The 20,742-nt window shown below is 72.7% G+C and carries 20 protein-coding genes; 10 read left to right on the top strand and 10 right to left on the bottom strand.

Annotation, left to right across the window (positions count from 1 at the left end; genetic code table 11):
- Positions 1–52: 52 nt before the first annotated feature.
- The 3 genes from AB0F89_RS10570 to AB0F89_RS10560 all read left to right on the top strand — a co-directional run bounded on the left by AB0F89_RS10570 (position 53) and on the right by AB0F89_RS10560 (position 3,182).
- Complete coding sequence (locus AB0F89_RS10570; protein ID WP_367138810.1) at positions 53–976, top strand: DMT family transporter; 924 nt, start codon at positions 53–55, stop codon at positions 974–976.
- 195 nt (positions 977–1,171) lie between these two features.
- Positions 1,172–1,582 (top strand): SsgA family sporulation/cell division regulator, encoded by a 411-nt coding sequence (locus AB0F89_RS10565; RefSeq protein WP_367134972.1) that lies wholly within the window; start codon positions 1,172–1,174, stop codon positions 1,580–1,582.
- A gap of 22 nt (positions 1,583–1,604) precedes the next feature.
- Positions 1,605–3,182, top strand: coding sequence for a serine/threonine-protein kinase (locus AB0F89_RS10560; protein WP_367134970.1), 1,578 nt, complete (start codon positions 1,605–1,607; stop codon positions 3,180–3,182).
- On the opposite strand, the gene AB0F89_RS10555 is transcribed toward AB0F89_RS10560, so the two are convergent.
- Both AB0F89_RS10555 and AB0F89_RS10550 read right to left on the bottom strand, forming a co-directional pair.
- A complete protein-coding gene (locus AB0F89_RS10555; protein WP_230572391.1) occupies positions 3,179–3,829 on the bottom strand; it encodes a response regulator transcription factor in 651 nt (216 codons plus the stop codon). The genes AB0F89_RS10560 and AB0F89_RS10555 overlap by 4 nt on opposite strands.
- Complete coding sequence (locus AB0F89_RS10550; RefSeq protein ID WP_367134968.1) at positions 3,826–5,064, bottom strand: PspC domain-containing protein; 1,239 nt, start codon at positions 5,062–5,064, stop codon at positions 3,826–3,828. Before AB0F89_RS10550 ends, AB0F89_RS10555 begins: the two co-directional genes overlap by 4 nt.
- Before the next feature lie 110 nt (positions 5,065–5,174).
- Between AB0F89_RS10550 and AB0F89_RS10545 the strand changes: the two genes are divergently transcribed.
- Both AB0F89_RS10545 and AB0F89_RS10540 read left to right on the top strand, forming a co-directional pair.
- Positions 5,175–6,398: a PspC domain-containing protein gene (locus tag AB0F89_RS10545; protein WP_367134966.1), complete on the top strand. Its 1,224-nt coding sequence runs from the start codon at positions 5,175–5,177 to the stop codon at positions 6,396–6,398.
- Positions 6,391–6,594 (top strand): hypothetical protein, encoded by a 204-nt coding sequence (locus tag AB0F89_RS10540; RefSeq protein ID WP_367134964.1) that lies wholly within the window; start codon positions 6,391–6,393, stop codon positions 6,592–6,594. The genes AB0F89_RS10545 and AB0F89_RS10540 overlap by 8 nt, the downstream gene beginning before the upstream one ends.
- Before the next feature lie 42 nt (positions 6,595–6,636).
- Here AB0F89_RS10540 and guaA read toward each other — a convergent pair whose 3' ends face one another.
- Positions 6,637–8,196, bottom strand: a complete 1,560-nt coding sequence (gene guaA, locus AB0F89_RS10535; RefSeq protein ID WP_367134962.1) for a glutamine-hydrolyzing GMP synthase — start codon at positions 8,194–8,196, stop codon at positions 6,637–6,639.
- A gap of 42 nt (positions 8,197–8,238) precedes the next feature.
- Here guaA and AB0F89_RS10530 point away from each other — a divergent pair, with 42 nt between their 5' ends.
- Positions 8,239–8,976 carry a phosphotransferase gene (locus tag AB0F89_RS10530; protein ID WP_367134960.1) on the top strand — a complete coding sequence of 246 codons (738 nt, stop codon included), beginning with the start codon at positions 8,239–8,241 and terminating at the stop codon, positions 8,974–8,976.
- Between the two features lie 62 nt (positions 8,977–9,038).
- Positions 9,039–10,484, top strand: a complete 1,446-nt coding sequence (locus AB0F89_RS10525) for an aldehyde dehydrogenase family protein (protein WP_367134958.1) — start codon at positions 9,039–9,041, stop codon at positions 10,482–10,484.
- Here AB0F89_RS10525 and AB0F89_RS10520 read toward each other — a convergent pair.
- On the bottom strand, positions 10,474–11,028 hold the full coding sequence (locus AB0F89_RS10520) for a TetR/AcrR family transcriptional regulator (RefSeq protein ID WP_367134956.1): 555 nt from the start codon (positions 11,026–11,028) through the stop codon (positions 10,474–10,476). The two genes, AB0F89_RS10525 and AB0F89_RS10520, sit on opposite strands and share 11 nt — an antisense overlap.
- Positions 11,029–11,105: 77 nt before the next feature.
- On the opposite strand from AB0F89_RS10520, the gene AB0F89_RS10515 reads away from it, so the two are divergent.
- On the top strand, positions 11,106–11,897 hold the full coding sequence (locus AB0F89_RS10515; RefSeq protein WP_367134954.1) for an SDR family NAD(P)-dependent oxidoreductase: 792 nt from the start codon (positions 11,106–11,108) through the stop codon (positions 11,895–11,897).
- The gene (locus AB0F89_RS10510) at positions 11,894–13,231 is read left to right on the top strand and encodes a cytochrome P450 (RefSeq protein ID WP_367134952.1); all 1,338 of its coding nucleotides are present in this window, start codon (positions 11,894–11,896) and stop codon (positions 13,229–13,231) included. The genes AB0F89_RS10515 and AB0F89_RS10510 overlap by 4 nt, the downstream gene beginning before the upstream one ends.
- 6 nt (positions 13,232–13,237) lie before the next feature.
- On the opposite strand, the gene AB0F89_RS10505 is transcribed toward AB0F89_RS10510, so the two are convergent.
- The 3 genes from AB0F89_RS10505 to guaB all read right to left on the bottom strand — a co-directional run bounded on the left by AB0F89_RS10505 (position 13,238) and on the right by guaB (position 17,756).
- On the bottom strand, positions 13,238–14,956 hold the full coding sequence (locus AB0F89_RS10505) for an FAD-dependent oxidoreductase (protein ID WP_367134950.1): 1,719 nt from the start codon (positions 14,954–14,956) through the stop codon (positions 13,238–13,240).
- A gap of 94 nt (positions 14,957–15,050) precedes the next feature.
- Positions 15,051–16,184, bottom strand: coding sequence for a GuaB3 family IMP dehydrogenase-related protein (locus AB0F89_RS10500; RefSeq protein WP_367134948.1), 1,134 nt, complete (start codon positions 16,182–16,184; stop codon positions 15,051–15,053).
- A gap of 60 nt (positions 16,185–16,244) precedes the next feature.
- Positions 16,245–17,756, bottom strand: a complete 1,512-nt coding sequence (guaB, locus tag AB0F89_RS10495; protein WP_367134947.1) for an IMP dehydrogenase — start codon at positions 17,754–17,756, stop codon at positions 16,245–16,247.
- A 66-nt stretch (positions 17,757–17,822) separates the two neighbouring features.
- Here guaB and AB0F89_RS10490 point away from each other — a divergent pair, with 66 nt between their 5' ends.
- Positions 17,823–18,272, top strand: coding sequence for a DUF5319 domain-containing protein (locus AB0F89_RS10490; RefSeq protein WP_367134945.1), 450 nt, complete (start codon positions 17,823–17,825; stop codon positions 18,270–18,272).
- A gap of 50 nt (positions 18,273–18,322) precedes the next feature.
- Here AB0F89_RS10490 and AB0F89_RS10485 read toward each other — a convergent pair whose 3' ends face one another.
- From AB0F89_RS10485 to AB0F89_RS10475, 3 genes are all read right to left on the bottom strand, one after another.
- The gene (locus tag AB0F89_RS10485) at positions 18,323–19,252 is read right to left on the bottom strand and encodes an anti-sigma-D factor RsdA (RefSeq protein WP_367134943.1); all 930 of its coding nucleotides are present in this window, start codon (positions 19,250–19,252) and stop codon (positions 18,323–18,325) included.
- On the bottom strand, positions 19,253–19,825 hold the full coding sequence (locus AB0F89_RS10480; RefSeq protein ID WP_033436769.1) for a sigma-70 family RNA polymerase sigma factor: 573 nt from the start codon (positions 19,823–19,825) through the stop codon (positions 19,253–19,255).
- A 292-nt stretch (positions 19,826–20,117) separates the two neighbouring features.
- Positions 20,118–20,714 carry a response regulator transcription factor gene (locus tag AB0F89_RS10475; protein WP_015805222.1) on the bottom strand — a complete coding sequence of 199 codons (597 nt, stop codon included), beginning with the start codon at positions 20,712–20,714 and terminating at the stop codon, positions 20,118–20,120.
- Positions 20,715–20,742: the final 28 nt, after the last annotated feature.

Below are 20,742 nucleotides of genomic sequence, written 5' to 3'. Positions count from 1 at the left end.
AAGCGTCGTGCAGAACTATTCACTTGTGCTGATGCTTGACCGGACGGAAGGTGTGCTGGTGAACAAGCCTGGCACGCTGATCAGGATGGGTGTCCTGGCCCTGCTCTGGGGTTCCAGCTTCCTGTGGATCAAGATCGCCCTGACCGGCCTCTCGCCGGTCCAGATCACCCTCACCCGCACCGCGCTGGGCGCGTTGGTGCTGGTCGCGCTCCTGCGCTGGAACAGGCAGCGGCTGCCGCGCGACCGGACGACGTGGCTGCACCTGGGCTTCGCCGCGGTGTTCGGCAGCGCGCTCCCGTTCGCGCTGTTCGCGTTCGGCGAGCAGACGGTGGACTCGGGCGTGGCGGGTGTGTTGAACGCCACCACGCCGCTGTGGGCGCTGGGCATCGGCTTCGCGCTCGGCACGGAGCGGCGGCGCAACCCGGCCCGGGTCGCGGGCCTGGCGCTCGGGTTCGCCGGCGTCCTGCTCATCTTCGCGCCGTGGCAGCAGGCCGGGCTGGCGAGCTGGGGCGCGATCGCGTGCCTGGCCGCCGCGGCCTCCTACGCGGTCGCCTACGCCTACATCGGCCGCACGGTGTCCGGGCGCGGCCTGACGCCGATCCAGATCTCCTCGTCCCAGCTGGTGGCCGCGACGGGCATGACGGCGGTCGTGGCGCCGGTGGCCGGGCTCCAGCCGGTGCACCTGTCCTGGCAGCCCCTGGTGGCGGTGGCGATCCTGGGCGTGTTCGGGACCGGCGTCGCGTTCGTGCTGAACTACCGGATCATCGAGGACGAGGGCGCGACCAACGCCACCACGGTCGGCTACCTGCTGCCGGTCGTCTCGGTGCTCCTGGGCGCGCTGTTCCTCGGCGAAGCGCTCAACCTGAGGGTCGTGCTGGGCATGGCGGTGGTCCTCGTGGGGGTCGCGCTGACCCGCAAGCAGCCCGCGACGGCGATCGTGCCGCTGCCGGCGCAACCGGTGACTACGCTCAAGTGACCTGCGATAACGCGCTGTTACCCACGAGTACGACAGGGCGTCGGGCCATCTGAGACACCTCTCCTGGGCAAACGGGTGTACTTGAGACGCAGGTCTCCCCCGATCGCGTGGTGTTCAGGCGAACCACGTCCCGATTCGCCCTGTCGGACGTCTCCTCACATGAGAGGGACGACTCCGGAAGGGAACCCACAGGACATGAGCAACGAGAGCATCACCATCAACACGACGTTCCACCTCCTCGTCCCGGGCGTGGCCCCGGCGCCGGTCGAGGCCGAGCTGCACTACGAGCCGGAGGACCCGTACGCGGTCGCCGTGCTGTTCCACACCGGGCAGGGCAAGGTCGAGTGGATCTTCGCCCGGGACCTGCTGGCCGACGGCCTGCTGACCTCGTCCGGCGAGGGCGACATCCTGGTCCGCCCGGCCGCCGACGACCCGGAGCGGGTCCTGGTCGAGCTGAACGCGCCGACGGGCTTCGCGATCCTGTCCGCCGACGCCGAGGACATCGCCGAGTTCCTGGACCTCACCTACGACGTGGTCCAGCCCGGCGAGGAGGACCTGTGGATCGACTTCGACCGCGAGCTGGCCAAGTTGGTCTCGACCAACTGAGCCATCGCCTAACCTGCTTGGCGTGGCGGAGTCCGGGGGGACGGTAGGCGGTCGGTACTCGCTGGTCGAGCGGGTCGGCAGCGGCGCGATGGGCGTCGTCTGGCGGGCGCGGGACGGGCTGCTGGACCGCGAGGTGGCGGTCAAGCAGCTCAGGTGGCCCGACCTGACCGCCGACGAGGTCGACGTGGCCAGGGCGCGGGCGATGCGCGAGGCGCGCAACGCGGCCCGGCTGCAGCACCCCGACGCGATCTCGGTGTTCGACGTGGTGGTGGAGGACGACCGGCCCTGGCTGGTCATGGAGTACCTGCCCTCGCGCAGCCTGGCCGGGCTGCTGGCCGAGGAGGGCGGGCTGGAGCCGGCCGAGGCGGCCCGGATCGGCCGGCGGGTGGCCACCGCGCTGGCCGCGGCGCACGCGGCGGGCATCGTGCACCGGGACGTGAAGCCGTCGAACGTGCTGATCGGGCACGACGGGGCGGTCAAGCTCACCGATTTCGGCATTTCGCGTGCCGCCGGCGACGGCACGCTCACGGACAGCGGGATGATCACGGGCACACCGGCGTACCTCGCGCCCGAGGTGGCCCGGGGTGAGCAGCCGGGACGGGCTTCGGACGTGTTCTCGCTCGGCGCGACGCTGTACGCGGCGGTCGAGGGGCGGTCGCCGCACGGGGTGAGCGACAACAACTTCGGGCTGCTCTACCGGGCGGCGGCGGGGCGGATCGAGCCGCCGACGCGGTCCGGGGCGCTCACCGGGGTGCTGACCCGGTTGCTGGCCGCGGACCCGGCGGAGCGGCCCACGGCGGCGGAGGCGGCGCAGCTGCTGGCCGGCCCGGTCGAAGCGGAAGCCGCGGCGGTCAGGGCGGCGACAGTCAGGACGTCGGCGGTCAGGGCCGGAACAGCCAGGGCCGGCGCAGGCCGGACCGCAGCAGACAGGGCCGGAGTGAGCAAGGCTGGAGCGGGTAGGACCGGAGCAGACAGGACCGGAGCAGGCAAAACCGAGGCGGGCAGGACCGGAGCGGCCAGGGCCGAAGGGGTCAAGGCGGCGGCGGTCGAGGCCGGAGCGGGCAGGGCCGGGGCGGTCGAAGCCGGGGCGGTCGAGCCGGGGGCCGGCACGGCGGCGGAGGACCCGGGGTCGGCGGCCGGGAGGCGGTGGCCGGCGCCCGTGGTCGCGACGGTCGTGCTGCTCGTGGTCACGAGCGCCGTGGTGCTGGGCGCGCTGCGGCCGGACTTCTTCGGCGGCGACTCGGCCGGTGGCCTCCAGGGCGGCAGCGGTCCCACCGCGCCCGCCTACACGACCGAAGACGCCGCCGAGCTGATCCGCTCCCACTACGACCTGCTGCCGGAGAGCACCGAGGCGGCCTGGGACAACCTGGCGGCGGGCTACCGGCAGCCGTTCCCCGAGTACCAGGCGTTCTGGGGCCAGTACGACGAGGTGCGCACCGACCTGTTCGAGGCCGTCCAGGACGGTGCGTCCACGAGGTTCGTCGTCCGGGTGCGGGTGACATTCATCCAGGCGGGCGTCGAGACGGCCGGGCGCTACCAGCTCCTCGTCGAGCCGTCGGACGGCCGGCTGCGCATCACCTGGTCGGAGCTGCTGATCTAGACGAGCCTGCGGTCCGAGGCCCACCGCGACAGCTCGTAGCGGTTGGACAGCTGCGTCTTGCGCAGCACGCTCGACACGTGCGTCTCGACCGTCTTCACCGAGATGAACAGCTCCGAGGCGATCTCCTTGTACGCGTAACCGCGCGCCAGCAGCCGCAGCACGTCCCGCTCGCGCGGGGTCAGCAGGTCCAGCTCGGGGTCGCTGATCGGAGCCGCGCCCGGCCGGTCGGCGAACGCGTCCAGCACGAACCCGGCCAGCCGCGGGCTGAACACCGCGTCGCCCTCGGAGACCCGCACCACCGCGCGCACCAGCTCCTGGCTGGAGATCGTCTTCGTCACGTACCCGCGGGCGCCGGCGCGGATGACCGCGATGACGTCCTCGGCCGCGTCGGACACCGACAGCGCCAGGAACACCACCTCCGGCAGCGCCGTGCGCACCTGCCGCAGCACCTCCGCGCCACCGCCGTCGGGCATGTGGACGTCGAGCAGCACCACGTCCGGGCGGTGGTGCCCGATCCCCGCCACCGCCTCCCCGACCGAGCCGGCCTCGCCCACGACCTCGACCTCGTCGGTGATCGAGTCCAGCTCGGCCCGCACCCCGGCGCGGAACAACGCGTGGTCGTCCACCAGGAACACCCGAACGGTCATGTCCTGGCCCCCGTTTCTCGCTTGTCTGCGGATTTCCTCGGCATCATCAGCTGCACCTCCGTGCCCTCACCCAGCCGGGTGCGGATCCGGACTTCGCCGCCGTGCCGGTCCATCCTCCCCCCGACGGAGTCCGCCAGGCCATGCCGGTCCTCCGGGACGGTCTCCGGGTCGAACCCCTTGCCCCGGTCGCGGACGAAGACGGTGACGCGCTCGGGCTCGACCTCGCCGTACACGCTGATCTCGGCGACGCCCGCGTGCTTGGCCGCGTTCACCATCGCCTCGCGGGCCGCCTGCACCAGCGCGTACAGGTTCGGGTCCAGCACGCAGTCGCCGACCACGACCTGCTGCACGGCCAGCGCGAAGGTGTCCTCCACCTCGCCGGACGCCTTGGCGATGGCGGCGGACATGGTGGTCGGCTCGTTGTTGTCCCCGACGACCCGCCCGTACAGCCACTCGCGCAGCTGCCGCTCCTGGCCGCGGGCCAGCCGCTTGACCTCGCGCGGCTGCTCCGCCTGCTTCTGGATCAGGGCGAGCGTCTGCAGCACGGAGTCGTGCAGGTGGGCGGCGATCTCGGCGCGCTCCTCGGTGCGGATGCGCACCCGGCGCTCCTCGCCGAGGTCGTTGATCAGCTTGATCCACAGCGGCACGGTCAGCACCGCGACACCGCCGAGCGTGGCGACCACGGCCAGCAGCGCGAACCGGAGCTGGTCGATGCCGTAGCTGTTCACCAGCAGCACGCCGATGCCGATGGCGACGAGGGCGACGCCCGCCAGCACGCGCACGAACGTGGTGCGCCCGGAGCCGCCGAGGAGGCCGGACTTCGCGCCGTCCCGCCACCGGCGGCGCTGCGCCTCGTCCGCCTCCCGCCACACCACGGCCGCGCCGACCAGCGCCACCGCGAGCGGTCCGGCGATCCAGCCGCTGACCGGGCCGGAGAAGAGGCCGGCGAGGACGGCCGCGGCGATGCCCAGGGCGACCAGGCCGAGGGCCTGCTGGCGCTCCCGCGGGTTCGACGGCTGCTCCGGCGCGTCGGCCGCGCGTTGCGGCACGAACATCCACAGCAGGCCGTAGGCGATCACGCCGACGCCGTTGAGCGCGGTCAGCGCGGCGAACGCCGCCCGCACCCAGAACACCTCGATGCCGAGGTGGTCGGCGACACCGCCCGCCACGCCCGCGACCACCCGGCCGGTCCGCCTGCGACGCACCGGCTCGACGGCCTTCGTCTCCACGCTCACCCCTCGATGGTCACACGCTGGTCGGGGCGGGTCATCAGGGTTCCACCCGATGCGCGGTTCAGGGTGGGTCCCCGATGTGCGGGAGCGGCGGGTTCAGCAAGCTGGTCACCGTGAGCGGGAACATCAGCGCAGCCAGCGTCGAAGAGACGTTGAAGGACTTCTGGGCCACCAGGCCCAGGCGGCCCCACGACGGTCGCAAGATCGCCGGTGTCGCCGCCGGTATCGCCGAGCGGTACCAGATCGACCCGGTGATCGTCCGGGTGGCGTTCGTGGCCATGGCGCTGTGCAACGGCGCCGGGGTGCTCATCTACCTGCTGGGCTGGCTGTTGCTGGCGCAGGCCGACGACGAGGTGTCGGCGGCCGAGGCGCTGCTCGGCAGGGGGCGCAGCTCGACGCCGACCGCGTTGACGGTGGTGCTCGGGATCGCGGTGATCCCGTCGACCGGTTTCTTCGTCGACGGCGGTTTCACCATGGTCGGCGGTGTGCTGCTGTCCGTCGGCGCGATCTACCTGCTGCACCGCGGACGCGGGCAGCTCAACCGGCCGGAGAGCGCGACGACGGCATTCGAGGTGGGGGACGGCGTGGATTCGGGTGCGGGTGCGGGTCCGGGTGGGACCGCGGAGGTCAAGCCGCCGGCGTGGGACCCGCTGGGTGCGGCGCCGTTCGCCTGGGACCTGCCGGAGCCCGCGTCCGCGCCCGCGCCGGTGGTGACGTCGGCGGCGCCGGTGCGGCCCCGGTCGCGGGTCGGCGCGGCGACGTTCGGGGCGTCGCTGGTGGTGCTGGCCGGGTCGCTGGTGGCGTCGGCGTACTCGGACTGGTTCGACACCCGGCACGTGCTGGGGCTGCTGGTCGCGGTGCTGGGCGCGGGGATGGTGCTCGGCGCGCTGCGCGGCGGCGGTGGGCGCGGGCTGATCTGGCTCGTCGTGCCGCTGTCGGTGGTCGGGGTGGCGATCACCTCGATCGACTTCGAGGGGTCCGGCTCGGAGCGGATGGGCAACTACTCCGCGCAGCCGAAGTCGGTGGAGCAGGTCGAGTCCCGGTACGCGGTGAGCATGGGCGAGGTCGACCTCGACCTGACCGGGCTGCCGAGCACCGGGACGGTGACCACGGACGTCGAGGTCGGTGTCGGCGTGGCGCGGGTCAGGGTCCCCGCCGACGCGGACGTGACGGTGACGTGCCGGTCCGACATGGGGACGGTCACCTGCCTCGACGAGCAGGGCGACGGCGACCAGCGGTTCGAGGTCACCAGCGACGGCGCCGACGGACCGGGCGGGTTGAAGATCGTGCTCGACGTGCGCACGGATCTCGGAGAGGTGGAGGTGAGTCGTGGCTGACCAGGATTCGGTCGAGAAGCGCGGGGTCGACGTGGTGGGGCTGGTGTTCGGGGTCGCGGCCATGGTCGCCGCCGCCTACATGCTCTCCGACGGCGCTTCGTGGCCCGCGTTCCTCGACCTGAGGTGGGCGTTGGCCGGGGGGGCGATGGTGATCGGGTTGGGGTTGCTGGCGGGGGCGGCGCGACGGCGTCGGTGAGGGGAACGAGGAAGGGCCCGTCCGGTGGACGGGCCCTTTCCGCTACTCCCACTCGATGGTGCCCGGCGGCTTGCTCGTCACGTCCAGGACCACCCGGTTGACCTCGTTGACCTCGTTGGTGATGCGCGTCGAGATGCGCTCCAGCACGTCGTAGGGCAACCGGGTCCAGTCGGCGGTCATGGCGTCCTCGCTGGACACCGGCCGCAGCACGACCGGGTGGCCGTACGTGCGGCCGTCGCCCTGCACGCCCACGCTGCGCACGTCGGCCAGCAGCACGACCGGGCACTGCCAGATCTGACGGTCGAGACCGGCGCTGGTCAGCTCCTCGCGGGCGATGGCGTCGGCCTTGCGCAGGACGTCCAGGCGCTCCTGGGTGACCTCGCCGATGATCCGGATGCCCAGGCCGGGACCGGGGAACGGCTGGCGCTGCACGATCGTCTCCGGCAGGCCCAGCTCGGCGCCGACCCGGCGCACCTCGTCCTTGAACAGGGCGCGCAGGGGCTCGACCAGGGTGAACTGGAGGTCGTCCGGCAGGCCGCCGACGTTGTGGTGGCTCTTGATGTTCGCGGTGCCCGCGCCGCCGCCGGACTCGACCACGTCGGGGTAGAGCGTGCCCTGGACGAGGAACCGGTAGTCGCCCTCGGCCTTCAGGTCCCGCTCGGCCTGCTCGAAGACCCGGATGAACTCACGGCCGATGATCTTGCGCTTCTGCTCCGGGTCGGTGACGCCGGCGAGGGCGTCCAGGAAGCGCTCGCGGGCGTCGACGGTGACGAGGTTGACGCCGGTCGCGGCCACGAAGTCGCGCTCGACCTGCGCCCGCTCACCCGCGCGCAGCAGGCCGTGGTCGACGAACACGCAGGTCAAGCGGTCGCCGATGGCCCGCTGGACGAGCGCGGCGGCGACCGCCGAGTCGACGCCGCCGGACAGGCCGCAGATGGCCTTGCCGTCGCCGACCTGCGCCTTGATCCGCGCGACCTGCTCGTCCACGATCGAGGACGTCGTCCACTGCGGCCGGATGCCCGCGATCTCGTGCAGGAAGCGGCGCAGCACCTCCTGGCCGTGCGGCGAGTGCCCGACCTCGGGGTGGTACTGGACGCCCGCGAACCGGCGCTCGGTGTCCTCGAACGCGGCCACCGGGGCGCCCTCGCTGGTCGCGGTGACCGTGAAGCCCTCGGGCGCCTTGGTGACGCAGTCGCCGTGGCTCATCCACACCGGGTGCTTCGCGGGCAGCTCCTCGTGCAGGAGGCCGCCGGTCTGCTGCACGCCCAGGTCGGTGCGGCCGTACTCGCGGGTGCCGGTGTGCTCGACCGTGCCGCCCAGGGCGCCCGCCATGGCCTGGAAGCCGTAGCAGATGCCGAACACCGGGACGTTCACGTCGAACAGCTTCGGGTCGACCTGGGGCGCGCCGGGCTCGTAGACGCTCGACGGCCCGCCGGACAGCACGATGGCGGCGGGGTCGCGTTCCAGCAGCTCCGCCACGGGTGTGGTGTGCGGGACGACTTCGGAGTAGACCTGCGCCTCCCGGACGCGCCGGGCGATCAGCTGCGCGTACTGCGCACCGAAGTCGATTACCAGCACAGGGCGGTTGCTGCTCTCGGCCACTGGGGGAAAACCTCTCGTCTGGCGGATCCGCGCAGGTGAAGGATGTCATGCGTGGAAGAGGAAGTGCTCACCGGAGGCGGGCTCAACGAGGTCGTCCGGGTCGGGTCGACGGTCCGCAGGCCGACCGGGCCCTGGACGCCCACCGTGCACCGCCTGCTGGAACACCTTGCGCCGCTTGGCATCTCACCGGCGGTGCACGGGGTGGAGGTGGTGGGCGGGCGGGAGCGGGAGGTGCTGTCGTACCTGGTGGGTGAGGTCGGCCACCCGCCGCTGGGCGCGGAGCTGCGCACCGACGAGGCGCTGGTGGCGGTGGGCCGGATGGTGCGGCGGCTGCACGACGCGACGACGGGTCTGGTGGGCGCCGCCGGGTTCGAGGAGGGGTGGCAGTTCCCGGCTGTTTCACCCGTTGAGGTGATCTGCCACAACGACCTCGCGCCGTACAACATGGTCTTCCGCGACGGGCTGCCGGTCGGGGTGTTCGACTTCGACGGGGCCCGGCCCGGCCCGCGGTGGTGGGACGTGGCGTACACGGCGTACTGCCTGGTGCCGTTCTCGCCGGAGTTCGGCGCGGTCGAGGAGCAGCGGCGGCGGGCCCGGTTGTTCTGCGACGCGTACGGGATGCCGGTGGCCGGGCTGGGGCGCCGGGTGCTGGCCCGGTTGGCCGACATGGTGGCGATGATCCGCGAGCGGCCGGAGTTCCGGCGCCAGCGGGAGGAGGGCCACGACTCCTACTACCTGGGCCACATGGCGTACGTGGAGGAGAACCTGCTCGGGCTGTGAGCGCGGGGGTGCGTCAAAGATCAATGAGTCGGACCGGGGCCGGCGGGAATACGGTGTTGGTCATGGACGCGTTCACGCCTCAGCCACGACCCTGTTGGGTTGCCGGACACGCCGAGCAGGGTGTTTCGGCCATCGCGGTGCACCACCCGTTCGACGGGACGGAGGTGGCGTCGGTGGCGGTGCCCGGCCCGGAGCAGGTCGAGCGGGCGGTGGCGGCGGCGGCCGGGGTGGCGAAGCGGTTCCGGCGGACGCCGGCGCACGTGCGGGCGGCGGCGCTGCTGCAGGTGTCGCGGGCGCTGGAGGAGCGGGGCGAGGAGATCGCCGAGACGATCACGGCGGAGAACGGCAAGCCGCTGAAGTGGGCCGAGGTCGAGGTGCGGCGGGCGGTGAGCACGTTCCGGTTCGCGGCCGAGGAGGCGCGGCGGTTCAGCGGCGAGCTGCAGCGGCTGGACACGGACGCCGGCGGCGAGGGGCGGATGGCCGTGGTCCGGCGGGTGCCGCGCGGGCCGGTGCTGGCGGTGGCGCCGTTCAACTTCCCGCTGAACCTGGTGGCGCACAAGGTGGCGCCGGCGTTGGCGGTGGGCGCCCCGGTGATCGTGAAGCCCGCGTCGGCGACGCCGCTGTCGGCGTTGCTGCTGGGTGAGCTGCTGGCCGAGACGGACCTGCCGGAGGGGGCGTTCTCCGTGCTGCCGGTGCGGGGGGCGGACATGAAGTCCCTGGTGACCGACGAGCGGTTGCCGGTCATCTCGTTCACCGGGTCGACGTCGGTGGGGTGGTCGCTGATGGACTCGGCCCCGCGCAAGCACGTGGTGATGGAGCTGGGGTCCAACTCGGCGGCGATCGTGTGCGCCGACTGGCCGGACCTGGACCTCGCGGCGGAGCGGATCGCGACGTTCGGCAACTACCAGGCCGGGCAGTCGTGCATCGCGGTGCAGCGGGTGCTGGTGCACCGGGACGTGGCGGAGGAGTTCGTGCCGAAGCTGGTCGAGGCGGTGCGCGCCCTGAGGACCGGCGACCCGCACGACCCGGAGGTCGAGGTGGGCCCGCTGATCGACGAGGACAACGCGCGGCGGGTCGAGGAGTGGGTGGAGGAGGCCGTGGCGGGCGGCGGTGTGCTGCACGTCGGCGGCGGGCGGACCGGGACGACGGTGGAGCCCGCGGTGGTGCAGGACGTGCCCGCCGACGCGCGGCTGTGGCGCGAGGAGGTGTTCGGGCCGGTGCTGGCGGTGTCGGTGGTCGGGTCGGTGGCGGAGGCGTTCGAGCTGGCCAACGCGACCGAGTACGGGTTGCAGGCGGGCGTCTTCACCCGGGACGTCGGGGTGGCGTTCGAGGCCGCGGCGGAGCTGGAGGTGGGCGGCGTGATCATCGGGGACGTGCCGTCCTACCGGGCCGACCAGATGCCCTACGGCGGGGTGAAGGGGTCCGGGACCGGGCGCGAGGGCGTCCGGTCGGCGATGGAGGACTTCACCGAGGAGCGCACGCTGGTGCTCACCGGCATCACTCTTTGAGCGCGCCCCTGGCGAGCATGAGCAGGCCGTTGACCAGGTCCTCGGAGCCGGAACCGGTGGCCAGGGCGCGCAGCTTGAGGCCCATGACCAGGCCGACGACGGCGCCGGCGACCTGGTCGGCGTCCTTGACGCCGATGGAGGCGAGGACGGTCTCGGCGAGCTTGTCGTAGGCGGCGAAGCACTCGGCGGCGGCGGCCCGGAGCTCCGGGTCGCGGCCGGCGTGCAGGTACAGCTCGTACGGCGCGATGCGCTCGCTGTCGGCGCCGGTGGCCTCGGCCACCTGGCCGACCACCTCGACCACCTGGCCGAGGTCGGCGCACCTGGTGTCGTCCCGCGTCGCCAGTTCGCCGAAGCGCTTCGTCTCCTCGGTGACGAAGTGCCGCAGGCTCTCCCGCAGCAGGTCCTGCTGGGTGGCGAAGTGGTAGGTCACCGAGCCGAGCGAGACGCCCGCCTCCTGGGCGATGCGCCGGTTGGTCACGCCCGCGACACCGTCGTCACCGATGATCCGCAGCACGGCCCCGATGATCCGCTGCCTGGTCGTCATGCGGCCATTGTGCCCCGCTGGGTGTCGGCGTCGATCCGCGATACTGTTCGTTCGAACGAACAGTATCGGGAGGGTTCATGCGGGTGCGGGGAACGACCGTGCTGTTGACCGGCGCGACGGGCGGGATCGGGCACGCCGTCGCGCGCGAGTTCGCCCGGCGCGGGGCGCGGCTCGTGCTGACCGGGCGGCGGGTGGCGGAGCTGGACGGCCTCGCCGCCGAGGTCGGCGGGCGGGCCGTGGTGGCCGACCTGGCCTCGGCGGACGGCGTCCGGCGGCTGGCCGAGGAGGTCGGGCCGGTGGACGTGCTGGTCGCCAACGCGGCCCTGCCCGCGAGCGGCGCCCTGCTGGACCTGGCGGAGGAGCAGGTCAGGCGGGCCCTGGCGGTGAACCTGGAGGCGCCGATCGCGCTGGCGCACGCCCTGGCGCCGTCGATGGTGGCGGCGCGGCGCGGGCACGTGGTGTTCGTCGGGTCGTTGGCGGGGAAGGTGGCCTCGCCCTACTCGTCCCTCTACAACGCGACGAAGTTCGGGCTGCGGGGGTTCGCGCTGGGGCTGCGGGAGGACCTGCGCGGCAGCGGGGTGGGCGTGTCGATCGTGCAGCCGGGGTTCGTGCGGGACGCCGGGATGTTCGCCGGGACGGGCGCCCGGCCGCCGGCCGGGATGCGGACCGTGTCGCCGGAGCAGGTGGCGGTGGGGGTGGTCGGCGCGATCGAGGGCGACCGGGCGGAGGTGAACGTGGCGCCGCCGGAGCTGCGGGTGGCGAGCGCGCTCGGCGGGGCGTTCCCGGCGTTCTCCTCGGGGTTGCAGCGGCGGCTGGCCAACGAGGACTTGATGCGACGGCTGAGCGCGGCGAACCGGGACAAGAGGTGAGGACCGCCGAGCTGCCCCACCCGCGGTGGCGGGTGCCGGTCCTGGGCGACGTCCTGGGCGCCGACCGGCGCACGCCGGTGCAGGGCACGATGCGGCTGGGCCGGGAGCTGGGCCCGATCTTCACCCGGCGGTTCCTCGACCAGGAGGTCGTGTTCGTCGGCGGCGCGGACCTGGCCGCCGACCTGGCCGACGAGTCGCGGTTCGCCAAGCACCTGGCGCTGGGCGTGGAGGCGTTGCGGGACGTCGGCGGGGACGGGCTGTTCACCGCCTACAACGACGAGCCGAACTGGAGGGCGGCGCACGAGGTGCTGCTGCCCGCGTTCACGCAGAGCGCCATGCGCGCCTACCACCGGACGATGGTGGACGTGACCGCCGAGCTGGTGTCCAAGTGGGACGCGGGCGGGGTGGTCGACGTGTCCGCCGACATGACGAAGCTGACGTTGGAGACGATCGGGCGGGTCGGGTTCGGGTACTCGTTCGAGTCGTTCTCGCGCGGCGATGTTCACCCGTTCGTGCGAGCGATGATCGGGTCGTTGCGGTACGCGCAGCGGAAGAGCTTCAGCCCCCCGCTGGTGCGCAAGGTCTTCGGGCGGGCCGCGGAGCGGCGGTACCAGGGCGACCTGCGGTACCTGGCGGAGGTCGTGGACGAGGTCGTCCGGGTGCGGCGCGGGACGGGCGGGTCGGACCTGCTCGGGTTGATGCTGTCCTCGGGCGAGCTGGACGACGTGAACGTCCGCAACCAGGTGATCACGTTCCTGGTCGCCGGGCACGAGACGACGTCGGGCGCGCTGTCGTTCGCCCTGTACTACCTGTCGCGGCACCCGGAGGTGGCCGAGCGGGCGCGGGCCGAGGTCGACGCGGTGTGGGGTTCGGCGGAGGCGCCGGAGTTCGAGCAGGTGGCGAAGCTGCGGTACGTGCGGCGGGTGCTGGACGAGGCGCTGCGGCTGTGGCCGACCGCGCCCGGGTTCGCGCGGGAGGCGCGGGCGGACACGGTGCTGGGCGGGCGGTACCCGCTGCGGGCGGGCCAGTGGGCGCTGGTGCTGCTGCCGCTGGTGCACCGGGACCCGTCGGTGTGGGACTCGCCGGAGTCGTTCTCGCCGGACCGGTTCGAGCCGGCGGCCGTCCGGGCCCGGCCGCCGCACGTCTACAAGCCGTTCGGCACCGGGGAGCGGGCGTGCATCGGGCGGCAGTTCGCGGTGCACGAGGCGACGCTGGCGCTGGGCGCGGTGCTGCGGCGGTACGACTTCACCGCGCCCGCCGACTACCGCCTGCGGGTGGCGGAGATGCTGACGCTGAAGCCGGAGGGGTTCACGCTGGCGCCCCGCCGGCGGTAGGCCGGGTCAGGACGACCTGACCTCCACGATCGGCAGTCGCAGGGCGCCGGGCGCGCCGGCCGGGACGGCGGGGGCGCGCGGCGTCACCGGCGCGATCCGCCGGTAGCCCGCGCCCTGGTCGGGGCGCTGGTCCGGCTCCCCCTTGTTCGGCCACACCGAGAACGCCCGCTCGGCCTGCGCGGTGATGGTGAGCGACGGGTTCACGCCCAGGTTCGCCGAGATCGCCGCGCCGTCCACCACGGACAGTCCCGGGTAGCCGTAGACCCGGTGGTAGGGGTCGATGACGCCGGAGGCCGGGTCCGAGCCGATCGGGCAGCCGCCGATGAAGTGCGCGGTCAGCGGGATGTTGAACAGCTCGCCCCAGGTGCCGCCCGGGATGCCGCCGATGTGCTCGGCGGCTCGCAGGTTGGCCCGGTGGCCCGCCTCGATGAACGTCGGGTTCGGCTCGCCGTGCCCCTGCTTCGAGGTGAGCTTGCGGCCGAACAGCCCCTTCTTGGTGAACGTGGTGATGGAGTTGTCCAGGCTCTGCATCACCAGCAGGATCACCGTCCGCTCGCTCCACCGGTGCACCGACATCACCCTGGCCAGCCGCAGCGGGTGCCGGATCGCCTGGGCGAGGAACTGCAGCAGGCGCGGCGTCGACTTGGCGCCGTCGGTGGCCAGGGTCTGGAGCAGGCCCATGGCGTTGCTGCCCTTGCCGTAGCGCACCGGCTCGATGTGGGTCTGCTCGTCCGGGTGGATGGACGACGTGATCGCCACGCCCCGGCTGAAGTCGCGGTCCTCGTCCACGGTGAAGCGGGCCGCGCCGATGATCGCCTCGGAGTTGGTCCTGGTCAGCTCGCCGAGCCGGGGCGAGAGCCGCGGCAGGGCGCCCTCGGCCGCCATCCGGTGCAGCAGCTGCTGGGTGCCCCACGTGCCCGCGGCCAGCACGACCTGGCCCGCGGTGATCGTGCGCCTGCCCCTGCGGAGCTTGCCGCCGGTCCGCCGGGCGCCGACCGCCCACGTGCCGTCCGGCGCCTGGCGCAGGTCGGTGACGGTGGTCAGCGGCAGCACCCGCGCGCCGTTCCGCTCGGCCAGGTAGAGGTAGTTCTTGACCAGGGTGTTCTTCGCGCCGACGCGGCAGCCGGACATGCACGCGCCGCACTGCGTGCAGCCGGTCCGGCTCGGGCCCGCGCCGCCGAAGTACGGGTCCTCGGCCGGTTGGCCCGGCTCGCCGAAGAACACGCCGACCGGCGTCGGGTGGTAGGTGTCGGCGACGCCCATGTCCTCGGCGACCCGCTGCATCACCACGTCCGACGGCGTGGTGGTCGGGTTCTCCACCACGCCGAGCATCCGGCTCGCCTGGTCGTAGAACGGGGCCAGCTCGGCTTCCCAGTCGGTGATGTGCGCCCACTGCCGGTCCGCGTAGAACGGCTTGAGCGGCCGGTACAGGGTGTTGGCGTACACCAGCGACCCGCCGCCGACGCCCGAGCCGGCCAGCACCATCACGCTGCGCAGGGCGTGGATGCGCTGGATGCCGTAGCAGCCCAGCGCGGGCGCCCACAGGTACCGCCGCAGGTCCCAGGACGTCTTGGCGAACTCGTCGTCGGCGAACCGGCGGCCCGCCTCGACCACTGCCACCCGGTAGCCCTTCTCGGTCAGCCGGAGCGCGGCGACGCTGCCGCCGAAGCCCGAGCCCACCACCACGACGTCGTAGTCGGTGTTGTTACCGGCGAGTTCACCCATGGTTGGAGATTAGGCGTAACTCGCGGTAACAGCTACCTCTGAACCGGTCCAGTCGCGCGAGGTCCCGGCAACCGGGCCGCCGTCCGCCGAGCGATCACCCCCTGATCGTCAGGCCGACCTTCTGGAACTCCTTGAGGTCCGAGTAGCCGGTCTTCGCCATCGCCCGGCGCAGCGAGCCGAACAGGTTCGTCACGCCGCGCGGGTCGACGGACGGCCCGAACAGCAGCTTGCGCAGGTCCACCACCTGGTCCACGCCGGTGGACACGTGGCTGCGCGGCACCGACGGGTGCGCCGACGAGGCGGTCCAGTACAGGCCCTGGCCCGGCGCCTCGGACGCCGACGCCAGCGGCTCGCCCAGCATCACCGCGTCCGCGCCGCAGGCGATCGACTTCGCGATGTCACCGCTGGTCAGCACGCCGCCGTCGGCGATCACGTGCACGTACCGGCCACCGGTCTCGTCCAGGTAGTCGCGCCGCGCCGCGGCCGCGTCGGCGATCGCCGTGGCCATCGGCACGCCGATGCCCAGCACCGAGTCGGTCGTGGTGACGCCCGGCGTGTAGCCGTAGCCGACGATCACGCCCGCCGCGCCCGTGCGCATCAGGTGCATCGCGGTCCGGTAGTCGCCGACGCCGCCCGCGATCACCGGGATGTCCAGGTCGGCGATGAACGACTTCAGGTTCAGCGGCTCGCCGTCGCGCGACACGTGCTCGGCCGAGATGATCGTGCCCTGCACGACCAGGATCTCCACGCCCGCCGCCAGCAGGTCCGGGGTCAGCTCGGCCGCCCGCTGCGGGCTGACCCGCACGGCCACCGTGACGCCCGACTCGCGCACCTGCTTGATCGCCTCGGCGATCAGGTCCATCCGCACCGGCTCGGCGTGCAGCTCCTGCAGCACCTTCACCGGCGCGGCCGGGTCGTCGGTGTCCTCCACCGACTGGACCAGCCGGAACAACGCCTCCTCGACGTCGCCGTGCCGGGCCCACAGGCCCTCCGCGTTGAGGACGCCCAGGCCGCCCAGCTCGCCGACCGCGACCGCCGTGCCCGGCGACACGATCGCGTCCGTCGGGTGGGTGATCAGCGGGATCTCGAACCGGTAGGCGTCGATCTGCCACGCCGTCGAGACGTCCTTGGAGGACCGGGTCCTGCGGGACGGGATGATCTCCAGGTCGTCCAGTTCGTAGGCCCGCCTCGCGGTCCGGCCCATGCCGATCTCGACCAGATCGCGCACCTTGTTCGTCCTTCCGTGGAGCTGGCGGGGCCCGGGAACCCTAGCCCAGGGCGATCCGGTTCAGCGGGTCGTGTAGTTCGGGGCTTCGACGGTCATGGTGATGTCGTGCGGGTGGCTCTCCTTGAGCCCGGCCGCCGTGATCCGCACCAGCTGCTTCTGCTGCAGGTCGGCGATCGTCCTCGACCCGGTGTACCCCATCGCGGCGCGCAGGCCGCCCGCGAGCTGGTGCACCACGGTCGACAGCGGCCCGCGGAACGGCGTGCGGCCCTCGATGCCCTCGGGCACCAGCTTGTCCTCGGACAGCACGTCGTCCTGGAAGTAGCGGTCCTTCGAGTACGACTTGCCCTCGCCGCGGCCCTGCAGCGCCGCCAGCGAGCCCATGCCGCGGTAGGTCTTGAACTGCTTGCCGTTGACCAGCACCAGCTCGCCCGGCGACTCGGCGGTGCCCGCCAGCAGGCTGCCGAGCATGACCGCGCTCGCGCCCGCCGCGATGGCCTTGGCGATGTCGCCGGAGTACTGGATGCCGCCGTCGCCGATGATCGGCACGCCCACCGGCGCGCACGCCAGGCTGGCCTCGTAGATCGCGGTGATCTGCGGCACGCCGACACCGGCGACGACGCGCGTGGTGCAGATCGAGCCGGGGCCGACGCCGACCTTCACGCCGTCCGCGCCCGCGTCCACCAGCGCCTGCGCGCCCGCGCGGGTGGCGACGTTGCCGCCGACCACGTCCACCGCGTCGCCCAGCTCCTTCTTCACCCTGGCGACCATCTCCAGCACGTTGCGCTGGTGGCCGTGCGCCGTGTCGACCATGATCACGTCGACGCCCGCCTCGGCCAGCGCCATCGCCCGCGCGAAGCTGTCCTCGCCGACGCCGATCGCGGCGGCGCACAGCAGCCTGCCGTCCGGGTCCTTCGAGGCGTTCGGGTACTGCTCGGTCTTGACGAAGTCCTTGACCGTGATCAGGCCGCGCAGCTTGCCGTCGCCGTCCACGATCGGCAGCTTCTCGACCTTGTGCCTGCGCAGCAGGCCCAGCGCGGCCTCGGCCGACACGCCGACCTGCGCGGTGACCAGCGGACCGTTGGTCATCACCTCGCTGACCTTGCGCGAGTGGTCGACCTCGAACCGCATGTCGCGGTTGGTGATGATGCCGACCAGCTTGCCCGCGGCGTCGGTCACCGGCACGCCGGAGATCCGGTAGCGGGCGCACAGCTCGTCGACGTGGCGGATCGTGTCGTCCGGGGTGCACGTGACGGGGTCGCTCACCATGCCCGCCTCGGACCGCTTGACCGTCTCGACCTGGCGGGCCTGCTCCTCCAGGGACAGGTTGCGGTGCAGCACGCCGATGCCGCCCTGGCGCGCCATGGAGATGGCCATCCGGCCCTCGGTCACGGTGTCCATCGCGGCCGATGCCAGCGGGACCCGCAGCGTGATGTTGCGCGACAGCCTGGTCGCCGTGTCCACACCGCTCGGGACGATCTCGGACTCGGCGGGCAGCAGCAGTACGTCGTCGAAGGTCAGTCCCAGCATGGCGAACTTGGGCGGGACTCCGTCAGCGTTGAGCTCGCTGGTCATGGCGGCTGGCTTGCCTTCCGTCGTGCGGCGATCCCGCCGCCGCGGATCGGGTTTCCACAGGCGGCGATGGGTTCAGGTCATGGTATCTGGACGGGGTCGGGGGTCGGCCCGGTACCGTGCGGGGTCGTGCCGCACGACGCGTTGCCACCAGACCCGTTCGCGGGCGACCCGGAGGACCCGGCCCGGGCCCTCGGCGAGCCCGACCACGACCACGACCACCCGCCGATGGACGACGCCGAGCGGGCCGAGCTGGTCGGCGACCTCAGCGACCTCGCCGTGTACCAGGCACTGCTGGAACCCCGTGGTGTCCGGGGCATCGTGGTGGACTGCGGCGAGTGCCAGGAGCCGCACTACCACGACTGGGCGCTGCTGCGGTCGAGCCTGGAGCAGCTGCTGTCCGACGGTCGGATGCGCCCGCACGAGCCCGCGTACGACCCGGACCCGACGTCCTACGTCAGCTGGGAGTACTGCCGCGGTTACGCGGACGGGGTCACCGCGACCGAGAGCGCCCGCTGAAGGTGTGACGAAGCCCGCCCCCCGATCGGGAGCGGGCTTCGTCACAGCGGTCAGTTCTCGGTGGTGCTCTGGGTGCCGTCGGTCGAACCCGGCGTCTCCGACCCGACCTTGGTCTGACCCCCGGACGGCACGTCCGACGTGGGCGGCGGCGGCGGCGCCGTGCCGTCCGTGGTCGGGATCGGCTCGGTGGTCGTCGTCGGCGCGATCGTGGTGGTGACCGGCGCGGTCGTGGTCGTCGGGTTGTTCGACGGCTGGGTGGCCAGCGTCGTCGGGAGCTGGGTCGTCGTGGACGGCACGACCGCGGTGGAGGTGCCGCTCGGCGTCGGCGTGGTGCTGGTCAGCGCCTCCAGCAGCGACTCGTGCCGCTGGACCAGGTCGTCCTTGCCGTCGTCCGGCGAGACCGCGGGCAGGCCCTCGCTCGCCTTCAGCAGCGCGTCGCGCGCCTCGCTGTACCGGCCCTCGCGCAGGGCGGCGCCCGCGCTGTCGAGGTCGCTGCGCACGGCGACGGCGGCTTCCACCGACCGCGCGTGCTCGGAGTAGAGGACCCTGGTCAGGCCCCAGAGCGCGTCGCCGGGCTCGGCGTCCCGCGCGACCAGGCTCATCCCGGTGAACGCGATCGCCAGCACGGCGGCGGCGCTCGCCAGCGGGATGAGGAAGCGGTGCCTGCGGGGCTGGGGGCGGGCGGCGGCGATCGTGGCGACCGCCGTGTCGGTGTCGACCAGCTCGCCCATGGGCGGGCTCTCGACCTCGTGCCGCCAGGCCAGCAGCAGCGCGTTCAGCTCGTCGTCGACGAGCGAGTCCGGCACGTCGCCGTCCCGCCCGCCCAGTGCGTCGAGCAGGGCGTCGTCAGCCCGGATGCCCGCGAGGTCGTCCCCAGGTCCGACCGCGGTGTCTTCAGCCAGGGTGTCTTCAGGCTGCGGCGGTCTCTCATCTCGTCCGCGCACGACTTCTCCGTTGCCCTTCTCGTGCTGGTCAGCCACTCAGACCACCTCCTCCGCTGCCAACGTCTTGCGAAGGCGGGCCAGGGCGCGGTGTTGCGCCACCCGTACCGCGCCCGGCGTGGAGCCGACCGCGTCGGCGGTCTCTTCGGCCGACAGGCCGACGACCACTCGGAGCAGCAGGATCTCCCGCTGCTTCTCCGGAAGGACCTTGAGGAGGACCGCCATCCGCTCGGACAGCTCGCCCTGCATGGCGCGCTGCTCGGGCCCGGCTTCCGTCTCGGGGGCGTCGGGGACCTCCGGGACCGGTTCGGACCGGTTCCGGGCTGCGGAGCGATGCGCGTCGGCCACCTTGTGCGCGGCGATCCCGTAGACGAACGCCAAGAACGGCCGACCCTGGTCGCGATAGCTGGGCAGGGCCGTCAGCACCGCGAGACACACCTCCTGGGCCACGTCGTCCGCCGAAGCGAAAGACCTCTCCTGCCTTCCGACTCTGGCGCGGCAGTACCGCACCACGAGGGGCCGGATGGATGCCAGGAGCCGCTCGATCGCGTGGCGGTCGCCATCGACGGCTGCGCCCACTTCGGCGTCCAGTCCGTCCCCCAAGTTGGTCATCGCAGACAACTGCCCTGGTGTTACGCGTAGGCGTACCGACAAAGAACAGCACGGGACGATCGACGTCGCCCGTACTGGTGATGCTCACCGTACCGGTCCGCCGGGCGGAAGTTCGGCAACGGGGTCCAGAAGGGGTCTTTCGACCTCACCCGACCAGCCGACACCCCGTGGACGCGCGGCGGCCCGGTGACGGTGACGTCACCGGGCCGGGCCTGGGGGGATGTGGCGGGGCGACCCGCCGGACGCCTCCGACGGGTTCGAGCCCTCAGTCCCTGCGCTTGGTCCCCGAGTCCTAGGACACCAGACCGCGCCGGAAGCCGTGCGCGACGGCCTGGGCGCGGTCGCGCACGCCGAGCTTGCGGAACAGGCGCCGGGCGTGCGTCTTCACCGTGTCCTCCGACAGGTACAGCTCACGCCCGATCTGCCCGTTGCTCTTGCCCTGGCTCATCCCGCGCAGCACCTGGAGCTCGCGCTCGGTGAGCTGGACGCCCGGGTCCGACGGCTGGCGCGGCGCGGGCACGCTGGTGCTCGCGAGGGTGTGCGCCAGGGCGGCCACCAGCTCGGGACGCGAGGCGTCCCAGCGGAGGTAGCCGCGGGCTCCGCCGGCGATCGCGGCGGCGATGCTGCCCGCGTCGTCCGGTGCGCCGAAGACGATGACGTTTGCCTGCGGGTTGGCCGAGACGAGTCGTCGGGTCGCTTCGACCCCGGTCGGGACGGCGCGCTGGGTGCCAACCAGTACGACGTCGACCGGCTGCCGAGAGAACCGAGCCAACAACTCGTCACCGTGCGCTACGCAGTCGATGCGGCTAACCCCTGGGACAGCCGACATCACGCGGGTGAGACCCTCCCGCACACTGCGCCGGTCGTCGCAAATAAGGACCGTGGTCACGGGGACTCCTTCCTGCAGCCGAGTGACG

The sequence above is a fragment of the Saccharothrix sp. HUAS TT1 genome (genome assembly GCF_040744945.1).
Classification (GTDB): Bacteria; Actinomycetota; Actinomycetes; order Mycobacteriales; family Pseudonocardiaceae; genus Actinosynnema.
The sequence above is the reverse complement of the archived record's forward strand: the minus strand, read 5'-3'. Positions and strand labels throughout refer to the sequence as shown.

Bases quoted from the DNA above. Each gene is read 5' to 3' on its own strand.
- AB0F89_RS10480 (WP_033436769.1), bottom strand. From the start codon at position 19,825: ATGACCAACTTGGGGGACGGACTGGACGCCGAAGTGGGCGCAGCCGTC.
- AB0F89_RS10515 (WP_367134954.1), top strand. From the start codon at position 11,106: ATGCGGGTGCGGGGAACGACCGTGCTGTTGACCGGCGCGACGGGCGGG.
- AB0F89_RS10505 (WP_367134950.1), bottom strand. From the start codon at position 14,956: ATGGGTGAACTCGCCGGTAACAACACCGACTACGACGTCGTGGTGGTG.
- AB0F89_RS10525 (WP_367134958.1), top strand. From the start codon at position 9,039: ATGGACGCGTTCACGCCTCAGCCACGACCCTGTTGGGTTGCCGGACAC.
- AB0F89_RS10555 (WP_230572391.1), bottom strand. From the start codon at position 3,829: ATGACCGTTCGGGTGTTCCTGGTGGACGACCACGCGTTGTTCCGCGCC.
- AB0F89_RS10520 (WP_367134956.1), bottom strand. From the start codon at position 11,028: ATGACGACCAGGCAGCGGATCATCGGGGCCGTGCTGCGGATCATCGGT.
- AB0F89_RS10490 (WP_367134945.1), top strand. From the start codon at position 17,823: ATGGGTTCAGGTCATGGTATCTGGACGGGGTCGGGGGTCGGCCCGGTA.
- AB0F89_RS10565 (WP_367134972.1), top strand. From the start codon at position 1,172: ATGAGCAACGAGAGCATCACCATCAACACGACGTTCCACCTCCTCGTC.
- AB0F89_RS10530 (WP_367134960.1), top strand. From the start codon at position 8,239: ATGTCATGCGTGGAAGAGGAAGTGCTCACCGGAGGCGGGCTCAACGAG.
- guaB (WP_367134947.1), bottom strand. From the start codon at position 17,756: ATGACCAGCGAGCTCAACGCTGACGGAGTCCCGCCCAAGTTCGCCATG.